The organism is Vibrio genomosp. F10 str. 9ZD137 (genome assembly GCF_049974785.1).
GTDB lineage: Bacteria > Pseudomonadota > Gammaproteobacteria > Enterobacterales > Vibrionaceae > Vibrio.
In genome coordinates this window covers 1-2,140 of record NZ_JBNGCJ010000208.1, presented here as the reverse complement: position 1 = coordinate 2,140, position 2,140 = coordinate 1, and the positions used below count along the sequence as shown (strand labels likewise).

The window sequence follows — 2,140 nt, the reverse complement described above, 5'->3', positions numbered from 1 at the left end:
TATCTTAAAAAATGGTAAAGGGCCTACGGTGATGTTCCGTGCCGATATGGATGCACTACCCATTAAAGAGCAAACCAACTTACCTTATGCAGCCACTGAAAAAACAATTGATGCCGATGGCCATGAAAATTATGCGATGCATGCCTGTGGACATGATGCACACGCCACTTGGTTAATTGGGATGGCAAAACAGCTTTCTGAGCGCACTAATGAGTGGAAAGGCACGGTGATTTTAGTCGCACAACCAGCGGAAGAGTTAATTATGGGCGCAACTGCCATGGTGAATGATGACCTGTACAAAATTGTGCCAAAACCAGATGTATTGATTGCAGGTCATACTCATCCTATTTTCCCGGAAGACACTGTCGGCATTCGGGAGGGCATTCGTATGGCGGGCACAGACCAAATTGATGTGCATTTTAATGGGGTAGGTGGGCATGGTTCCACTCCACACGCGACAAAAGACCCAGTGGTGATGGCAGCAATGGCAACCATGGGTTATCAAACGATTACCTCACGTATGTTGGATCAGTCACAACCTGCGGTATTAACCGTGGGGTCAATTCAAACAGGCAGTGAAAATAATATTATTCCTGATGATGCGACAGTGAAAATCAATTTGCGTTGGAACCGAGACCAAGATCGTCAAGTGATGATTGATGGTATCAAACAAGTTTCTGATAACGTTGCGCAAATGTATGGTGTTGAACAAGATAAAATGCCAACTTATGAGATGAAAGGTTATTCAATACCAGTTGTGAATGCAAAAGTGGAAACAAAATTAGTGCGCCAAGCAATGATAGATGCATTAGGTGAAGATAAAGTGCTAACAGGCATGCCTGCAACCATGGGGTCTGAAGACTTCCATATGTTAACGTCTCCATACCCAGATGTACCTGTTGTTTTTGTGGAAGTGGGCGCAGCGAAACAGAGCACTTGGGATAACTTTATCGAACATGGCAAGATGCCTAAACATATCAATCACAATCCTAATTATGTAATTGAACAAGGCACACTTGCAACCGGGACTGTGGCACTTACCTCTGCAGTAATGAACTTTTTACAATAATAACTGAGGGGGGGACTTACCCCTCAGCGTTATCGTTAACCACCTGTGTCAGGATGTGAATAAATGCATCCTTCACAGGTGTTTCTGTTACATCTGGTAATGACCATACCGAAATCGGTAAGGTGGTTTTACTGCTTTCCTCTTTAATCACTATTTGCTCTAATCGATTCTCAGCAAGTAATGGTTTAACCAGTGCTTCAGGTAGAAAAGCCCAACCTTCTCCTGCCTCCAACAGTGCTAGTAATAGGTGCGTACAGTGTACTAACTGTAGTTGCCCTGATACGGCATATAGCTGCTTTAAACGTTTAGAGCTTAAGTCTTGTGCAATAAGCTGGCGGTACTGTGCTAACTCTGCCAGTCGGGTTTGTTGAGGCAATGCTAATGACGGAGACTTAACGGCGATCAGTGGCAAATTATGCAAAAATATGGGTTCAATGGAAGAGTGCCCTTCACCTTCCGCCACGACCACAATCCCGATATCTACCCCGCCATTTAGTAGCTGCTGTTTAATTGATTCAGTGGAATCATGTAACCAGTTAATTTTTATATGTGGGTATTGTTTACGCAGTCGTTTGACTATCTCAATTAGACTATTACTGGGCAACAAATTACTGAGCGCGACATTAAGCTGCTCCTCTACACCGTCAAACACCCTCTGTGCAATGCTTTCAAAACTCAGCGCTTCGGTGGATAACCGCTTGGCATAATCATACAGTGCTAAACCTTGTTCGGTTAATGAGGGGTAACGCCCCTCACGGCTAAACAGGTCATAACCGAGGTCTATTTCAAGGTTTTTAACTATTTGGCTTAAGGTGGATCGATCTTTTTTTAGTTGTTTAGCTGCCGCGCTGAAATTGCCCATTTCAGCGACGGTGACAAAGGCTTCTATTTGTTGAAAACTGATACGCATAAGTTAGTCCCTTACAATGGTGTAAGTGAGAACTATACCAGAATTATTTATCTTATTTTGTTGCAGAGAGTAGGAGGATAACTTGGTTAACACTGGTAATACCCTGCTTCATTAGACATTACCCTGATTAGAAAAAGACATATTAAAAGGACACACACTGT

2 protein-coding genes are annotated in these 2,140 nt (G+C 43.1%); one reads left to right on the top strand and one right to left on the bottom strand.

Going from position 1 to position 2,140, the window contains the following annotated elements:
• Positions 1-1,069: amidohydrolase (locus tag ACP45E_RS02805; RefSeq protein ID WP_069584671.1), on the top strand; the 1,069-nt coding region annotated here is incomplete at its 5' end.
• Between the two features lie 16 nt (positions 1,070-1,085).
• Here the strand turns inward: ACP45E_RS02805 and ACP45E_RS02800 are convergent.
• Positions 1,086-1,979, bottom strand: coding sequence for a LysR family transcriptional regulator (locus tag ACP45E_RS02800; RefSeq protein ID WP_017036888.1), 894 nt, complete (start codon positions 1,977-1,979; stop codon positions 1,086-1,088).
• Between the last annotated feature and the right edge of the window lie 161 nt (positions 1,980-2,140).

Bases quoted from the DNA above. Each gene is read 5' to 3' on its own strand.
- ACP45E_RS02800 (WP_017036888.1), bottom strand. From the start codon at position 1,979: ATGCGTATCAGTTTTCAACAAATAGAAGCCTTTGTCACCGTCGCTGAA.